Genomic DNA, 14,718 nt, shown 5'->3' with positions numbered 1-14,718 from the left:
CTCCGGAAGGATCTGTCCCGAAATAGCACGCCGCCGGCTAACGGACGGCAAAAGGGGCGCCGCAGGGCGCCCCGGTCCACGATCTTCGAACGGCGTGGTAAACGGCCGGTTAATGCGCGCCGGACATGTCGCCGAGCACGTCCTTGGACTGCACGGTGGAATCGGCGTTGAGCACGTAGACCATCGGCACGCCGGTCGCGAGGTTGAGCTTCAGGATCTCTTCCTTCGAAAGCCGGTCCAGCACCATGACCAGCGAGCGCAGCGAATTGCCGTGGGCGGCGACGAGCACCTTCTCGCCGCGCAGCACGCGGGGCAGGATCTCCGTCAGGTAGTAGGGCCAGACGCGCGCGCCGGTGTCGCGCAGGCTCTCGCCGCCCGGCGGCGGCACGTCGTAGGAGCGGCGCCAGATATGCACCTGCTCCTCGCCCCACTTGGCGCGGGCATCGTCCTTGTTGAGACCGGAGAGATCGCCGTAGTCGCGCTCGTTCAGCGCTTCGTCGCGGATCGTCTCGAGGCCCGGCTGGCCGATCTCGTCGAGAATGATCTGCAGCGTCTTCTGCGCGCGCGACAGCGCCGAGGTGAAGGCGATATCGAACTTGATGCCGGTTTCGGCGAGCGCCTTGCCGCCGGTCGTGGCTTCCTCGATGCCGAGCGCGGTGAGGTCCGGGTCGCGCCAGCCGGTGAAGAGGTTCTTCAGGTTCCATTCGCTCTGGCCGTGGCGAACGAGGACGAGGGTTCCGCTCATGGGATAGGTCTCCGATGTTGGATCAGTTGAGCCCGAGCACGTCGAGCATGGAGTAGAAGCCGGGCTTGCGCTCGCGCGCCCAGAGCGCGGCATGCACCGCGCCGCGGGCGAAGATCGAGCGGTCCGTCGCGCTGTGCGAGAGCGTCAGCAGCTCACCCTCGCCGGCCAGCAAGACCGAATGCTCGCCGATGACCGAGCCGCCGCGCAGCGTGGCAAAGCCGATGGCGCCGGACGGGCGCGGGCCGGTGTGGCCGTCGCGCGTGCGCACGGAATGCTCTGCAAGCGAAATGCCGCGGCCCCGCGCCGCTGCCTCGCCGAGAAGCAGCGCCGTGCCGGAGGGCGCGTCGACCTTGTGCTTGTGGTGCATTTCGAGAATCTCGATGTCCCAGTCGGCCGGGCCGAGCGCACGGGCAGCCGTCTGCGTCAGGACGCCGAGGAGGTTGACGCCGAGACTCATGTTGCCGGACTTGACGATCCGCGCATGGCGGGCGGCAGCGCGGATCTTCTCGTCGTCCGCCGGCGCGCAGCCGGTCGTGCCGACCACATGGACGATGCGCGCCTGCGCCGCGAGGCCGGCGAATTCGACGGTGGCGGCCGGTGCGGTGAAATCGAGCACGCCTTCGGCTTCGAGGAAGGCTTCCAGCGGCTTGTCGGTGACGGGAACGCCAATCGGCCCGAGGCCGGCAAGCTCGCCCGCATCGCGGCCGACGAAGGGCGAGCCCTCGCGCTCGACGGCGGCGAAGACGGCCGCGCCTTCCATGGCGTGGATGGTGCGGATCAGCGTCTGGCCCATGCGGCCGGCGGCGCCGACGACGACCAGCTTCATTGCGGTGCCGCTCATCTCGTTCTTTCCCTGCACTATTTGCCCGCGCTGACGGCGGGCGCCTGAAGATTGTTGAGGCGAGCGTAGAGGCCGTTTTCGCGGGCCGCAAGCTCCTCGTGCGTGCCTTCTTCGATGACGCGGCCGTCCTGCATCGCGACGATCTTGTCGGCCCGCACCACCGTGGAAAGGCGATGGGCGATGACGACGACGGTGCGCCCGCTCATCGCCTCGTCGAGCGCCTTCTGCACGGCCTGCTCGGATTCGGTGTCGAGCGCGGAGGTGGCCTCGTCGAGGAGGAGGATCGGCGCATTGCGCACCAGCGCGCGGGCGATGGAAAGCCGCTGGCGCTGGCCGCCGGAAAGCGTCACGCCGTTCTCGCCGACGGGCGTGTCGTAGCCGAGCGGCTGGGCGAGGATGAAATCGTGCGCATAGGCGTGGCGGGCCGCGGCCTCCACCTCGGCATCGCTCGCCTCCGGCCGGCCGTAGCGGATGTTGTCGCGGATCGTGCCCTCGAAGAGGTAGGGCTGCTGCGAGACATAGGCGATGGCGTTTCTCAGCGACTGCTTGGTGACATGGGCGATGTCCTGCCCGTCGATCAGGATCTCGCCCTCGGCCGGATCGTAGAAGCGCGGGATGAGGCTGATGACGGTGGATTTCCCCGCGCCGGAGGGGCCGACGAGCGCCGTGGTGCGCCCGCCCTCGGCGGTGAAGCTCACGCCCTTGAGGATGGTCTCACCCTCCGAATAGCCGAAGCGGACATTGCGGAAGTCGATCGACGCGTCGGTGATGGCGAGCGGCTTCGCGTCGGCCCGGTCGGCCTGGCGCGGCTTGAGGTCGAGGACCTCGTAGATCATGCGCGCATTGACGGCCGCGCGTTCCAGCGAGACCTGCAGGCGCGCAAGGCGGCGCGCCGGGTCGTAGGCCATCAGGAGCGCGGCGACGAAGGCGAAGAAGGCGCCCGGCATCACGTCGCCGTAGATGGAGCGGTAGGCGGCATAGGCGAGCACGCCGGAAATGGCGAAGCCCGCGAAGGTTTCCGTCATCGGCGCCGTGCGCTCGGTCAGCCGCGCGATGCGGTTGGAGCGGCGCTCCGCCTCGTCGATGATCGCCTCGACCTTGCCGCGAAGCTGGTCCTCCATGGTGAAGGCCTTGACGATGGTGATGCCCTGGATCGTCTCCTGCATGGCGCCGAGCACATGGCTGTTGAGCTCGACCGCCTCGCGCGTCGCGCTGCGCAGGCGCTTGGAGACGTAACGCAGGCCGAGGAGCAGCGGCGGGGCGACGACGAAGACGATGAGCGTCAGCAGCCAGTCCTTGGAGATCATCACGCCGATGAGCGCGACGAGGGTGAGCACGTCGCGGGCGAGCGAGGTCACCGTCATGTTGAGGACGTCGCGGATGCCGGTGACGTTCTGGCTGATCTGGGCGGCGAGATAGGCCGAGCGCGACTCGCTGAAGAAGCCGACGCTGAGCGCCATCAGGTGCGAATAGAGCCGGCGCTGGTAGCGCGCGACGATATTGTTGCCGATCTTGGAGAGGATGACGGCCTCGTAATAGGTCGCAAAGCCGCGCAGCACGAAGGCAACGAAGATCGCGCCGCAGATGATGAGCACGAGGTCGGCGCGCTTGTTGGCGAAGGCCTCGTTGACGACCGATTCCATGATCCAGGCGGTGAAGGCCGTCGTCATCGCGACCACGACGAGGCAGGCGATGGCCGCAAGATAGCCGCGCAGATGCTCGCGGCCGTTTTCGGCGATGACGCGCTTGAGCACGGTCGTAACGGTGTCGGAGCTGACGGGCGGGCGCTCGGTTCGACTTTTATCGGTCAATAAACTGACTTTCCTGCACGGTCTCGACAGCGGCCGGCGGACCGGCCCTAGGGCGCTCTATAGGGGCTGGACCCGGCTTTGGCGAGTCCGCGGAGCGTCGAGACCTTTGCGAAAGGCTCACCTTTTCCAGTGGCGTCCCTCGGTTGCAACACCGAATCGCTCCGGCATGCGCGCGAAGGCGGCAAGGCCCGCCAGCGCCGCCACGGGATGGGTGACCACATAGGTGGGGATGGAGCGGAGGAGCGCGCTGTGCGGCGCCTTGTCCTCGAAGGCGGCGCGGAATTCCGGACCGCGGAGGGCGGGAAGGATCTTCTGCGAGATGCCGCCGGCAAGGAACACGCCGCCCTTGGCCATGAAGATCATCGCCATGTCGCCGGCAACGCGGCCGAGATAGGTGGAGAACAGCGCGACCGTTTCGATGGCCGCGCGGTCCTCCTGCGCGAGCGCCTTCGCCGTCACGTCGGCCGGGGTCTCAAGCGGCGCATCGACGCCGTCGGCGGCGGAGATGGCGTGGTAGATGTTCATGATGCCGCGCCCGCACAGGAGCTGCTCGGCGGAAATGCGGCCCTCGATGGGTTCGAGGAACGGCCATATCTGGTAGTCGCGCTCGCTGCGCGGTCCGACATCGACATGGCCGCCCTCGCCCGGAACCGGGATCCAGCTCTGGCGGGCATGGACGAGGCCGGCGACGCCGAGGCCGGTGCCCGGGCCGAGCACGGTGCGCGAGGCCGAATGACGCTCGATGCCGGGGCCGATCTTCTCGCGGTCCCCGTCACCCAGCGAGGCGACGGCGAGCGCCTGCGCCTCGAAGTCGTTGACGAGCAGCACGTCCTCGAAGCCGAGATTGGCGATCATGTCGCGCGGGCGCACGACCCAGGGGCAATTGGTCAGCGGCACCTCGTCGCCCTCGATGGGGCCGGCGAGCGCCAGGATCGCCGAGCGCGGCTGCACCGACGTCTTGTCGAGGATGCATTGCTGCAGAGCGTCGTCGATGTTCGGATAGTCGGCGGTCTGGATGATGGGAAGCAGCTTCGGCTCGGCGAAGGCATCGACCAGCAGCGCGAAGCGCGCATTGGTGCCGCCGATATCGCCGACGAGGATGGGAAAGGGGAAATGCGTGTCGTTGTCGTTCGGCCTTACCATCGGACTGTCCCGTTCTTTCACATGAATGGACCTGCTTGCGCGCGGCCCCGCCCAAGGTGGCGTCAATCGCCCGCAAAGTCGAGCAGGCTTTCCGCCGTCGCGCGGTTGAGCGCCATCGGAATGTCGTAGACGATGGCAAGGCGCATCAAGGCCTTGACGTCGACGTCGTGCGGCATGGGCGTCAGCGGATCGACGAAGAAGATCAGCAGGTCCACCTCGCCCGTCGCGATCAGCGCGCCGATCTGCTGGTCGCCGCCGAGCGGGCCGCTCTTCAGCCGCGTCACGTCGAGGCCGGGGCAGGCCTCCAGCACCCTTCCGCCCGTCGTGCCGGTGGCGACGATGCGGGCTTCGGCGAGAAAGGCTTCGTTCTCGGCGGCGAAGGCCGCCATGTCGTCCTTCTTCTCGTCATGGGCGATGAGGGCGATGCATTTGCGGCGCGACATCGGCTTTCCTTGCGGTTTTCCGGGGAATTTAAATCGATTTGAAAGCCTTATACAAAAGCGCCGCCGCCTTGAAAAGCCCCGCTCAACCGCGCTGGCCGCGCAGGAACGTCACCAGCGAGCGGCCGGCATCGAGGATGTGGTCGCGCGTGAGGAGCGAGGCGAGAGCGGCGTCGCCCTTTTCGCAGGCCGCAAGGATCGCCTCGTGCTCGCGCCCGGCCCGCGGCACGCCGTCGGTGAAGGAAAGCTGGGCGCGCAGGTATCGGTCGATCCTGTCGAGCGAGGCGCGCACGTTCTGGAGATAATAGGGGCGGTGCGAGGCCTCGTAGAGGCTGTAGTGGAACATCCGGTTGATCTCGCCCCAGCGGTGCGGGTCCGTCTCCCGGTCGAAGGCGTCGCGATAGGCCTGCGCGCGCTCCAGCGTCGCACGGTCGAGATTGGGAACGGCAAGCCGCATGACCTCGGCCTCGATGAGGGCGCGGAACTGGAAGATCTCCTCGATCTCCTCGATGGAAAGACCGGCGACGACGGCGCCCTTGTAGCGCTGCGTGGTGATGAGGCCGTGCTGCTCCAGCCGCGACAGCGCCTCGCGCACGGGGATGCGGCTGACGTTGAACATCTGCGCGATCTCTTCCTGCCGGAGGTTCTCGCCCTCGGCAAGGTCGCCCTCGATGATCGCCCTGCGCAGCGCCTCATAGACGATGTCGGCCGCCGAAGCGGCCTGCCGAACATCGACGGCAGCAAATTTCATCGTGTCCAACCCCGGTGAATGGAGCCATGGTCATAGGTCGAAACCGGCGGCGGGGCAACCGAGCGACCCGGCGGACAACCGATGAGAAACGGGATTGTATATTGGATCCAATATTTCTATGAATAGACAACCGCGCCGGCCCGGCCGCCGGCGTACGACATTGGGAAAGCGGAGGTCGCGCCATGCGCAGCAGCAAGGTCATCCACATCGTCACCTGCCACGCCGAGGGCGAGGTGGGCGACGTCATCGTCGGCGGCGTCGCCCCGCCGCCCGGCAAGACGCTGTGGGAACAGCGCAGGTTCATCGCCGAGGACAAGACGCTGCGCAATTTCGTACTCAACGAGCCGCGCGGCGGCGTCTTCCGCCACATCAATCTTCTCGTACCGCCGAAGGACCCGCGCGCCGACATGGGCTTCATCATCATGGAGCCCGAGGATACGCCGCCGATGTCCGGCTCCAACTCGATCTGCGTGTCGACCGTGCTGCTCGACAGCGGCATCATCCCGATGGTCGAGCCGGAGACGCGCATGGTGCTGGAAGCGCCGGGCGGCCTCGTGGACGTCGTCGCCACCTGCCGCAACGGCAAGGCCGAGCGCATCACCGTCACCAACGTGCCCTCCTTCGCCGACAGGCTGGGCGCCAAGCTGGAGGTGGAAGGCCTCGGCACGCTCACCGTCGACACGGCCTATGGCGGCGACAGCTTCGTCTTGACCGACGCCCGCGCGCTCGGTTTTTCCGTGACACCGGACGAGGCGCGGGAACTCGCCGAAACCGGCATCCGCATCACGAAAGCGGCCAACGAGCAGCTCGGCTTCACCCATCCGGAAAACCCGGACTGGAACCACATCTCCTTCTGCCAGCTCACGCTGCCGGTCGAGGAGCGCGACGGCGCGCTGCACGGCCGCAATACGGTCGTCATCCAGCCGGCAAAGCTCGACCGCTCGCCGACCGGCACCGGATGCTCGGCCCGCATGGCGGTGCTTCACGCCCGCGGCGAGATCAAGGTCGGACAATCCTTCTCCGGCTATTCGATCCTCGATTCGCGCTTCGACTGCCGCATCCTCGGCGAGACCACGGTCGGCGGCCGCCCCGCCGTCGTGCCGGAAATCTCGGGCCGCGCCTGGGTCACCGGCACGAGCCAGGTGATGCTCGACCCGGACGATCCATGGCCGGCCGGCTACCGCCTCGCCGACACCTGGCCGCGCAAGCAGTAATGCGCCTTCATCGGCCGGACCCGATGCGGTCCGGCCGATTCTATTTGACGGCGGATACGAAGAGGAATAGTCATAAAGTCATCTGATGACTTTATGACTTGAACCATGGACCCTCTCAACAAGACGAACCTCGCCGACACCGCCGTCGAAGCCATCCGCGGCGAAATCCTCGCGCATCGCTGGGCGGTCGGCGAGAAGCTGCCGAACGAGGCGAGGCTTTCGGCCATGCTCTCCGTCAGCCGCGGCACGGTGCGCGAGGCCGTGCGCGCGCTCGTCTCGCAGGGCTATCTCGAAACGCGGCAGGGCTCCGGCACCTATGTGGTTTCCGCCGCCGATGCGTTTCGTCCGCTCACCATGGCGCGCCGCGCCGGCCTTCGCGACCAGTACGAGGCGCGCCTTGCGCTCGATGCGCAGGCCGCGCGGCTGGCGGCGCTGCGCCGCACGCCCGAAACGGTCGCGCATCTGCGCGCGCTCCTGGCCGAGCGCGGCATCTACGAGGGCGGCGACAAGGCGGGCTTCATCGCCCGCGACTTCGCCTTTCACCAGGCGGTGATCGCCGCGTCGCAGAATGCCGTTCTCGTCGGCATGTACGATTTCTTCTCCACGCTCATCGCCGAGACCATCGAGGCGAGCCTGAGCGAAGAGCTTCCCGAACCCGACGATGCCGCCCATGCCGCCATCGTCGACGCCATCGAAAGCGGCGATCCGCAGGCGGCAGACACCGCCGTGCGCCGCTTCATGGCCCCCGTCCTTTCCGCCCTCGACCGGATGCTCCTCCCATGACCCTTTCCCCCTCCCCCGAAACCAACCCCGGCGCCATCGACCTCATCGACGCCGAGGCCGACAGCGTGCCCGCACCCGAACCGCACCTGCCGAAGAGCGCGGCGGCACGGTTCCTGCTCGGCGCAAGCCTCGTCCTCATCGCCTTCAACCTGCGCCCGGTCTTCTCCAGCGCCTCGGCGCTGCTGCCGGAGATCCGCGAGACGCTCGGCCTTTCCGCCACCGGCGCCAGCCTGCTGACGACGCTCCCCGTCGTCTGCCTCGGCCTGTTCTCGCCGCTGGCCGCGCCCGTCGCCCAGCGCATCGGCACGGAACGCACGCTGCTCGCCGTCGTCACGCTGCTGACGCTCGGCACGGCGATGCGCGGCCTGTCCTCCATTCCGCTGCTCTTTCTCGGCACCGCGCTTGCCGGCGCGGCGATCGCCGTCGGCAACGTGCTGCTGCCGGGCCTCGTCAAGCGCGACTTCCCCGACAAGGCGGCGCTGATGACCGGCTGGTACACGATGGCGCTCTGCGCGGGTGCCGCGGGGGCGGCCGGCCTGACGCTGCCCATCGAGCAGGCGCTCGGCGGCTCGCTCGACGGGGCGCTCGCCGCCTGGGCGCTGCCGGCCCTTCTCGTCGGCCTGCTCTGGCTGCCGCAGGTGCTCTCCTCGCGCAGCAAGGCCAAGCGCGCCGGCTTCCGCGTGGAAGGGCTGTGGCGCGACCGGCTCGCCTGGCACGTCACGCTCTTCATGGGCCTGCAATCGGCGCTTGCCTATTGCGTCTTCGGCTGGCTGGTGCCGATCCTGCGCGAACGCGGGCTCGACGGCGTCACCGCCGGGGCCATCGTCTCGGTCTCGGTGATGGTGCAGGCAGCCGCCTGCCTCGTCGCCCCGCACCTTGCCGTACGCGGCAGGGACCAGCGGCTGATCAACGTCGTGCTCTGCGGCTTTGCGACCGTCGCGCTGCTCGGTCTCCTCTTCGCGCCGCTCTGGTCCGTCTGGTTCTGGGCCGTGATCCAGGGCATCGGACAGGGCGGGCTGATCGCCGTCGCGCTCACCGTCATCGTGCTGCGCACGCGCGACCCGCACATGGCGGCGCATCTTTCCGGCATGGCGCAATGCGTCGGCTACCTGCTCGCCGCCATCGGGCCGCTGATCGTCGGCCTCATTCGCGGCTGGACGGGCAGCTTCGCCTGGAGCGCGGTGCTTATCGTGCTGCTCGGCCTCGGCGCGGCGGTGAACGGCTGGTTCGCCGGACGGGCGCTCTACGTCAATGCGCGCACGGTCGAATCCTGAGGCCGGACGGTGCAGGCCTCCGTCACGATCATGTCCATCGGGACGTCGTGCAGCTGCGGATAGATCGTCGAGACCCGCGCGCTCCTGTAGCCGATGCCGATGACGCGCGGGCGCTCCGCCATCGCCGCCAGCGTGCGGTCGAAGAAGCCGCCGCCATAACCGAGCCGGTAGCCGGCCGGGTCGTAGCCGACGACCGGCGCGATGACGATATCGGGCCGGCAGGGATTTGCCGCCGCCGGCACGGGAATGTTCCAGACGCCGCGCGACAGCGCCTCGCCCGCCTGCCAGAGATGGAATTCCAGCGGCCGCCCCTTCTCGACGACGACGGGCAGCGCCGTCCGCCCGCCGCGCCGCGCGACCTCCTCCATGAAGGGCCGGAAATCCGGCTCGCCGCGGAAGGGCCAGTAGGCGCTGACGATGCGGCCCTCGACATCGCCGATCTCGGCGAGGACCCGGGCGGCGATGGCTTCGCCGTGGCCCGCCCGCACCTCGGCGGGAATGGCAAGGCGCTCGGCGAGGAGGCGTTCGCGCTCACTCTTGCGCCAGCGGTTCACGTCCCGCCAGGCCTGAAGGTCGAGCGGGCCGGGAAGGCCCGCATAGGCCGGATCGATCTCGTGCAGGAAACAGGCCGGGGACGCGAAGGTTGCGGGTCTGTCGTCGTCGTCATCCATGCTCATCGGCCTCCCTGCGTGATCCGCAAGGATCGCGCCGTTTTCCTTCCCAGGCAAATGAAATCAGGCCCCCGGCTTCTCGCCGAGAATGCCGGCAAGCACCACCGCCTGGTTCCGCTTCTCGTCGCGCGCGCCGTAGAGCAGCGTCACCGTTCCCGCCGCCGCGCGCCGGCTGAGGTCGTCCAGCAGGGGATTGCCCTTCAGCTCCTGCCGGTAGCGCGCCAGGAACGCTTCCCAGCGCTCCGGCTTGTGGCCGAACCATTGGCGAAGCGCCGGCGACGGCGCGATATCCTTCATCCATTCGTCGAGATGCGCCTTTTCCTTCGAAAGGCCGCGCGGCCAGAGGCGGTCGACGAGGATGCGCTCGCCGTCCTCCTTGGCTGGTGCGTCGTAGACGCGCTTGATCCTGACGGGCATCTATCCCTCCCGGTTTCCCCTGACGGTGCAGTTGAGGTTGGAGAGGAGGCCGTCCTTCAGGCCGTAGACCCAGCCGTGGATGGCGACCTCGCGGCCCTCCTGCCAGGCCGTCTGGATGGTGGGCGTGCGCGCGAGGCGCTCGACCTGCGCAACGACGGAGGCCTCGCAGAGCCGGTCGAGATCGCCTTCGCTCCATGTCCCGCATTCGCGGCATTCGAAACTACGGTCGGCGACGTCGCGCACCGGCTGGAGCCAATGGTCGATGAGCCCGAAGCGCTCGCCGCTGACGGCCGCGCGGATGCCGCCGCAGCCGTAGTGCCCGCAGATGATGATATGCTTCACGCCGAGCTGGCGCACGGCATATTCGACGACCGAGAGCATGTTGAGGTCGGTCGGATGGATGAGGTTGGAGACGTTGCGGTGGACGAAGACCTCGCCCGGCTCCAGGCCGGCGATGACGTTTGCCGGCACGCGGCTGTCGGAACAGCCGATCCAGAGATATTCCGGCTCCTGCAGCTTGGCCAGACGGTCGAAATAGTCGGCCTTTTCCGCCTTGCGTTCGGCGGACCATGCCCGGTTGTTGGCAAACAGACTCTCGATCATCGGCAAGCACTCCATTCTTAAGGGATAGCCGAGCTATCGACCCTGAACTGGCTTCTGTCAAACCGCCAGTCGGTCGCAGGGCCTTGCGCTTGACTTTACCGCCGCCAGCGGCCCATCATGGGGCATGACGACGACGCTCTCCATCGCCCGATTTCTGAAGCGGCTGTTTCCTCTCGCAGGACACTAGCCCCCGGCCCGGCCGCGTCGCGCCCCGGCCGTGGGGCGAAAGCGGTTCCGTTTCTTCAGGCGAACCGCACCGGACCAGCGCGACACCATCTTCTTTTTCATTCCTTGCCCGCATCCCCAGGCTGCGGGAGCCCATGAGGTTTTCCATGACCGCCACCAAGACCAGGGCGGGCCGCCTGCCCGCCATCACCATCGCCCGCTCCGAGCATGCGCGGCTCTCCAACCTTGCCGACATGCTGGCCGAGCGCGATCCGCAGGCCGCCGAGCTGCTGGCCGCCGAGCTCGACCGCGCGAAGATCGTCGACGACGCGCGCATGGCACCGGGCATCGTGCGCATGGGCTCGGTCGCCGAATTCCGCATCGACGACGAGGCGCCGCAGAGCGCCGAGCTCGTCTTCCCGAAGGATGCCGACATCTCCCGCCAGCGCATCTCCGTGCTGACGCCGGTCGGCGCGGCGCTTCTCGGCATGTCCGCCGGCCAGTCGATCGAATGGGCCGCGCGCGACGGCAAGGGCCGGCGCCTCAGCGTGATCGCCGTGCACGAAGCCGCGCCGGATGCGGCCCGCGCCTCCTGAGGCACCGGCCGCCATGAAATTCCTCTCCTTCTCCCAGTCCGGACGCATCGGAGGTTGCCTCGTCGCAGGATCCTGACCCCCTGCGCCGCATCCGCGGCCAGGGGGCGTCTCCATGATGGATGTCGAATGCCCCGCCTCCCGTGCGGGCAGGATGGAGAATGCTATGAGACAGGATCCCGCAACGCTGACGGCAAGGGACGGATATGTACTGGAACGGATGCTGCGCGACTGGTCGCCGCTGACGCCGGAATGGCTCGCGCTCCTCGAACGGAAACTGACGGCAGGCCGCCTGCCGGCCGAAAGCCGCATCCCCGCCGATCTTGCGACGATCGACGCGCGCGTCACGTTCCGCTGCGCAAGCGGGCTTACCGATACCCGCACGATCTGCCTTCCCGGCACCTATGCGCCGGGCGGCGTCTTCCTGCCGGTGACCACCTTCTACGGCCTTGCGCTTGTCGGCCTTCGCGAGGGCGAGGCCATGACCTTCGACCGGCCGGAGGGCATTCGCGACTGGGTGGCGCTGGAGAAGGTGCATTTCCAGGCGGGGACCGGCGCTTCCGTTCCGGCCGACGTGCGCCCGGTCTTCAGGCTGATTGCCGGCGGCCTTGACGAGCGCGCCTTCGACCCGGCCAACGAAAACGGCCCCGGACCGGGTCCGGGGCCGTCTGCGGCATGAGGATCGGCAGGTGCGATCAGATGACGCCCTGCGCGCGCATGGCTTCGGCCACGCGGATGAAGCCGGCAATGTTGGCGCCGAGCACGTAATTGCCCTTGGCGCCGTATTCATCGGCGGTCTCGGCGCAACGGTCGTGGATGCCCTGCATGATCTGGCCGAGCCGTTCGCGCGTCTGCTCGAAGCTCCAGCTATCGCGGCTGGCGTTCTGCTGCATTTCGAGCGCCGAGGTGGCGACGCCGCCGGCATTGGCCGCCTTGCCGGGGCCGAAGAGCACGCCGGCGTCCTGGAAGATGCGCACCGCTTCCGGCGTCGACGGCATGTTGGCGCCCTCGGCGACGGCGATCACGCCGTTGGCGATCAGGGTCCTGGCATCCTTGCCGGAAAGCTCGTTCTGCGTGGCGCAAGGCAGCGCCACGTCGCACGGCACATCCCAGATCGAGCCTTTGCCGGCCGGGATGAAATGCACGCCCTTCGCCTTGGCGCGGGCATATTCCGAAAGGCGCTCGCGGCGCACTTCCTTGATCTCCTTGACGAGGGCGAGGTCGATGCCCTCCTCGTCGACGAGATAGCCGCTGCTGTCGGAGCAGGCGACGACCCTGGCGCCGTAGTCGAGCGCCTGCTCGATGGCATAGATCGCCACGTTGCCGGAGCCCGAGACGGTGACGCGCTTGCCCTCGAAATCCGTGCCCTTGGTGGAGAGCATGGCGCGGGTGAAGTAGACCGCGCCGTAGCCGGTCGCTTCCTTGCGCACCAGCGAGCCGCCGTAGCTGAGGCCCTTGCCGGTGAAGACGCCCGCCTCGAAGCGGTTGGTCAGGCGCTTGTACTGGCCGAACATCCAGCCGATCTCGCGCCCGCTGACGCCGATATCGCCGGCCGGAACGTCGGTGTATTCGCCGAGGTGGCGGTGCAGCTCCGTCATGAAGGACTGGCAGAAGCGCATGATCTCGCCGTCCGACTTGCCCTTGGGATCGAAGTCGGAGCCGCCCTTGCCGCCGCCGATCGGCAGGCCCGTCAGCGCATTCTTGAAGATCTGCTCGAAGCCGAGGAACTTGATGATGCCGAGATTGACGGAGGGATGGAAGCGAAGGCCGCCCTTGTAGGGGCCGAGCGCCGAATTGAACTGCACGCGGAAGCCGCGGTTGATCTGCACCTGGCCCTTGTCGTCGACCCACGGCACGCGGAAGATGATCTGGCGCTCCGGCTCGCAGATGCGCTCGATCAGCGCGTCGGCGAGGTAGTCCGGATGCTTGGAGACGACGAGGCCGAGGCTTTCCAGCACCTCGCGCACGGCCTGATGGAATTCGGGTTCGGCGGGGTTGCGCTTCAGGACCTGGGCAAGCACAGGTTCGAGCTTCTCGTCGACAGTCGCCATTCTAATACTCCTTCATCTTTCATGCTTTCTGGAAAACTTGCGGGACCGGCCTTTCATATGCCCTGCCCGTGGCCGGCCATCATGGGTATGGGGCGGGTCTCGGAGAGGCTCTTGGCGAGCATCGCCAGAAGGTCGGTCTGGGAAATGATGCCGACGACCCGGTTGTCGCCGTCGGTCACGACGACGGCATGGATCGTCCCGTCCGTCAGGCGCGGCACGAGGCCGATGGCGGGGTCGCCGGCCTTCGCCGTCGCCGCCTGCGAGACCGGCAGGCGGGCATCGGGCGCGGCGGCGGCAAGCTCGCGCAGGCCGACCGTGCCGGCAAGCCGGCCCTCGCCGTCGAGCACGGGCAGGGTGCGGATGTCGTGGGCGAGCAGGAGGCCGCGCACCGTCTCGGCGCTGGCGTCGGGCACGGTCGTCACCACGTCGCGGGACATGACGTCGGCGCAGGTGAGCTCGCCGTGCTGGCGCAGGAGCGATTGCAACTCCACCTGCCGCAGCAGCGCGTCGAGGTCGGCACGGCTGATGTCGAGGGTCTCGTTCAGGCTGGCGACGGCCGCATCGATATCGGCCGTGTTGAAGCCGACGCGGAAGGCGGCCGGCGGATCGGCGGTGCGGTGCGCATTGACGGGCGCGACCGTCTGACGGTGCGGATATTGCCGGCGGGAAAGCCGGTGGAACAGCATGCCGACGCCGACGAGAAGCAGCGAATTGACCGCGACGGGAACGAGCGGGAACCAGAAGCCGGCGCGGGTGACGGCCGCCCCGCCGATGACCGCGGTGAGCGCGGCGGCGCCCCCCGGCGGATGCAGCGAGCGGGTGAGCGACATGGCGAGGATGGCAAGCGCGACGGCAAGGCCGATGGCGAGCGCCGGATCGGTGACGAGCGCGGCGACGGTGACGCCGACCAGGGCGGAAATGGTGTTGCCGCCGACGATGGACCAGGGCTGGGCGAGCGGGCTGGCGGGCACGGCGAAGAGCAGGACGGCGGAGGCGCCGACCGGGGCGACGATCAGCGGAAGATGCGGGCCCTCGCCCATGGCGAGGCCGCAGACGAGGCCGGTAAGGCAGATGCCGATCAGCGCGCCCACGCAGCCGATCAGGCGTTCCTTGAGGGTGGCGCCGGCCAGGATGGGGACAAACAGCCGATATTTTGACCAAAAGCCCGTTTTGCGGGCATCGTGCTTCGAGGCGGCCACGATGATCCTGATGAGAA

16 protein-coding genes are annotated in these 14,718 nt (G+C 68.1%); 5 read left to right on the top strand and 11 right to left on the bottom strand.

Going from position 1 to position 14,718, the window contains the following annotated elements; genetic code table 11:
* Nucleotides 1-109 precede the first annotated feature (109 nt).
* From HNQ66_RS12285 to HNQ66_RS12260, 6 genes are all read right to left on the bottom strand, one after another.
* Nucleotides 110-745, bottom strand: a complete 636-nt coding sequence (locus tag HNQ66_RS12285) for a 2,3-bisphosphoglycerate-dependent phosphoglycerate mutase (RefSeq protein WP_184144446.1) — start codon at nt 743-745, stop codon at nt 110-112.
* A gap of 22 nt (nt 746-767) precedes the next feature.
* Nucleotides 768-1,586: a 4-hydroxy-tetrahydrodipicolinate reductase gene (gene dapB / locus HNQ66_RS12280; protein WP_184144445.1), complete on the bottom strand. Its 819-nt coding sequence runs from the start codon at nt 1,584-1,586 to the stop codon at nt 768-770.
* Between the two features lie 17 nt (nt 1,587-1,603).
* On the bottom strand, nt 1,604-3,397 hold the full coding sequence (locus tag HNQ66_RS12275; RefSeq protein WP_184144444.1) for an ABC transporter ATP-binding protein: 1,794 nt from the start codon (nt 3,395-3,397) through the stop codon (nt 1,604-1,606).
* A gap of 117 nt (nt 3,398-3,514) precedes the next feature.
* Nucleotides 3,515-4,540: a glucokinase gene (locus tag HNQ66_RS12270; RefSeq protein WP_184144443.1), complete on the bottom strand. Its 1,026-nt coding sequence runs from the start codon at nt 4,538-4,540 to the stop codon at nt 3,515-3,517.
* Nucleotides 4,541-4,602: 62 nt separating this feature from the next.
* Entirely contained in the window at nt 4,603-4,983 is a 381-nt protein-coding gene (locus HNQ66_RS12265) for a methylglyoxal synthase (protein WP_184144442.1), read from the bottom strand.
* Between the two features lie 82 nt (nt 4,984-5,065).
* Nucleotides 5,066-5,731, bottom strand: coding sequence for a GntR family transcriptional regulator (locus tag HNQ66_RS12260; protein ID WP_184144441.1), 666 nt, complete (start codon nt 5,729-5,731; stop codon nt 5,066-5,068).
* A gap of 182 nt (nt 5,732-5,913) precedes the next feature.
* Between HNQ66_RS12260 and HNQ66_RS12255 the strand changes: the two genes are divergently transcribed.
* The 3 genes from HNQ66_RS12255 to HNQ66_RS12245 all read left to right on the top strand — a co-directional run bounded on the left by HNQ66_RS12255 (nt 5,914) and on the right by HNQ66_RS12245 (nt 9,002).
* Nucleotides 5,914-6,945, top strand: coding sequence for a trans-3-hydroxy-L-proline dehydratase (locus HNQ66_RS12255; RefSeq protein WP_184144440.1), 1,032 nt, complete (start codon nt 5,914-5,916; stop codon nt 6,943-6,945).
* 105 nt (nt 6,946-7,050) lie between these two features.
* Complete coding sequence (locus tag HNQ66_RS12250; RefSeq protein WP_184144439.1) at nt 7,051-7,728, top strand: FadR/GntR family transcriptional regulator; 678 nt, start codon at nt 7,051-7,053, stop codon at nt 7,726-7,728.
* Complete coding sequence (locus HNQ66_RS12245; protein WP_184144438.1) at nt 7,725-9,002, top strand: CynX/NimT family MFS transporter; 1,278 nt, start codon at nt 7,725-7,727, stop codon at nt 9,000-9,002. Before HNQ66_RS12250 ends, HNQ66_RS12245 begins: the two co-directional genes overlap by 4 nt.
* On the opposite strand, the gene HNQ66_RS12240 is transcribed toward HNQ66_RS12245, so the two are convergent.
* From HNQ66_RS12240 to HNQ66_RS12230, 3 genes are all read right to left on the bottom strand, one after another.
* Nucleotides 8,972-9,673: a 5-formyltetrahydrofolate cyclo-ligase gene (locus tag HNQ66_RS12240; RefSeq protein WP_184144437.1), complete on the bottom strand. Its 702-nt coding sequence runs from the start codon at nt 9,671-9,673 to the stop codon at nt 8,972-8,974. The two genes, HNQ66_RS12245 and HNQ66_RS12240, sit on opposite strands and share 31 nt — an antisense overlap.
* A 63-nt stretch (nt 9,674-9,736) precedes the next feature.
* On the bottom strand, nt 9,737-10,090 hold the full coding sequence (locus tag HNQ66_RS12235; protein ID WP_184144436.1) for a DUF488 domain-containing protein: 354 nt from the start codon (nt 10,088-10,090) through the stop codon (nt 9,737-9,739).
* Nucleotides 10,091-10,693 carry a carbonic anhydrase gene (locus HNQ66_RS12230; RefSeq protein WP_184144435.1) on the bottom strand — a complete coding sequence of 201 codons (603 nt, stop codon included), beginning with the start codon at nt 10,691-10,693 and terminating at the stop codon, nt 10,091-10,093.
* Nucleotides 10,694-11,025: 332 nt separating this feature from the next.
* Between HNQ66_RS12230 and rnk the strand changes: the two genes are divergently transcribed.
* Nucleotides 11,026-11,454, top strand: a complete 429-nt coding sequence (rnk, locus tag HNQ66_RS12225) for a nucleoside diphosphate kinase regulator (RefSeq protein ID WP_184144434.1) — start codon at nt 11,026-11,028, stop codon at nt 11,452-11,454.
* Between the two features lie 163 nt (nt 11,455-11,617).
* Entirely contained in the window at nt 11,618-12,130 is a 513-nt protein-coding gene (locus tag HNQ66_RS12220) for a GreA/GreB family elongation factor (protein WP_184144433.1), read from the top strand.
* Nucleotides 12,131-12,146: 16 nt separating this feature from the next.
* Here the strand turns inward: HNQ66_RS12220 and gdhA are convergent, their stop codons facing one another.
* The gene (gdhA, locus tag HNQ66_RS12215; protein WP_184144432.1) at nt 12,147-13,502 is read right to left on the bottom strand and encodes an NADP-specific glutamate dehydrogenase; all 1,356 of its coding nucleotides are present in this window, start codon (nt 13,500-13,502) and stop codon (nt 12,147-12,149) included.
* Nucleotides 13,503-13,555: 53 nt separating this feature from the next.
* Complete coding sequence (locus HNQ66_RS12210) at nt 13,556-14,701, bottom strand: HPP family protein (RefSeq protein ID WP_380779198.1); 1,146 nt, start codon at nt 14,699-14,701, stop codon at nt 13,556-13,558.
* Between the last annotated feature and the right edge of the window lie 17 nt (nt 14,702-14,718).

Origin of the sequence: Shinella fusca, assembly GCF_014203155.1 — a bacterium.
Classification (GTDB): Bacteria; Pseudomonadota; Alphaproteobacteria; order Rhizobiales; family Rhizobiaceae; genus Shinella; species Shinella fusca.
This window is presented reverse-complemented; position numbering and strand designations above follow the sequence as displayed.